Origin of the sequence: Xenorhabdus griffiniae (assembly GCF_015163655.1) — a bacterium.
GTDB classification, from domain to species: Bacteria; Pseudomonadota; Gammaproteobacteria; order Enterobacterales; family Enterobacteriaceae; genus Xenorhabdus; species Xenorhabdus griffiniae.
In genome coordinates, this window is the sequence record NZ_JADEUF010000242.1 from 1 (window position 1) to 1,472 (window position 1,472).

The 1,472-nt window shown below is 61.3% G+C and carries 1 protein-coding gene; it reads right to left on the bottom strand.

Translation table 11 applies throughout. The features are described 5' to 3' along the window. The coding region (locus IQ211_RS19185) for a toprim domain-containing protein (protein WP_193836472.1) at positions 1 to 1,472 on the bottom strand (1,472 nt) is incomplete at both ends.

Here is a 1,472-nt window from a genome sequence, read left to right on the forward strand (position 1 = left end):
GCTAAGGGTTTGGGCAGTTTGCGACTCACGGCCGCCAAAAAGCCGGCCAGTAAGTTAGTGGATTCACCGACCACGCCACAGGCGGCTAAGTCGGTCGTCACCCGCGTTGTCAGGTAGGGATCTTGCAGTAAGGCCAGTGCTGCTTCCCGTTCTGCGATCCCCAGCGCCGGCACGTTCTCAGTCCCCGCTGCCGCCTGTTGTTGCCCCTGTTCGGCAGCCAGCAACACCTGCCCCAGCGCACGCCGCAGCGCCGCTTCCCCCAACCCCAGCTCAGCGGCCGCCAGTCGCGCATAACTGTTCCGGCTGCGGGCACTCATCAGGTCAACCCCATCGGCGAATAACACGCCGCTTTGCCTGTCCAGCACCTGTACATTCAGTTTCATCACGACAGCGCCTGCCTTGATGGCGCCCATGCCGCGCAGACACCATTGCAGTGTGCCGACCGAGATAAGCAGCTCGCCATTATCACCGGATTCACAGACCACGCCCGGTGTCACGCTGGGCGCAGGTTCAGCGGCTAAAGAAGAAGCGGGTTCTGGTGCCGTGTCTGGCTCCACTGTCTGACGCTCAAGTGCCACCATGTCCGCCGCTTCCTGCATCGGCACTGCGCCCTCAAGCAACAGGGCAAAGGCCGATTCCGGTTCCGCCATCTGGCACAGATAGCCGTTCGCATCCCTCTCCGGCGGGAACACCACGCGCAAGGGGGTAATCCCTTTGGCAACCAGTGCTGCCGCCAGTTTGACCGCGGCCTCATTGCCCGCCGTATCATTATCAAAGGCAATCAGGATTTGCTTAATGCCGTGCTGTTCGAACGCCAGCCAGTGGTCAGCAATGACGCCATTCACCCCGTAAGCGGCCGTGACATTACGGTGGCCGGTCACCCAGAACGACATCGCATCAATCAGCGATTCACACAGGATCAGCGATTTGGATGCCCCCAGCGCCGCGGCATTCCAGACGCCTTTGTGCGCGCCCGGCAGGTACAGATGGCGGATAATGGACTGGCGCTGGTCGCCGCCGATTTTGCGCCCGTACAGCTCATGGATTTGGCCTTGAGCATCCATCACCGGTACAACCAGTGAGCCGCGCAGATGTTCCCGTCCGTTCTCCCGCAACACCCCGATAGCCCGCAGGCGGCGGCGGATCTCCTCGCCCGCTTTGACTTTTTTCGGGGGCAGGCGGTAAGCCAGTGTCCGGTTGGCAAAGCCCAGCTTAAAGTGGGCGACCAGTTCAGGATGATTGAGCCGCCGCTTGGACAGATAGGCCTGGGCTTCCGGGGCATTGAGCAGGGTATGGTGATAAAACGCGACCACCCGTGACAGCAACGTTTGTTGCCCGATGGCCTCACTGGTCAGTTCTTCCGGCTGTATCAATGGCTCCACTGCCGGATTATGCCCCAGCACCGCCCGCAAGCGTTCCACGGCATGGCGCAGGCTTAACCCTTCGGTTTTCATGACCCAGTCCAGCACCGA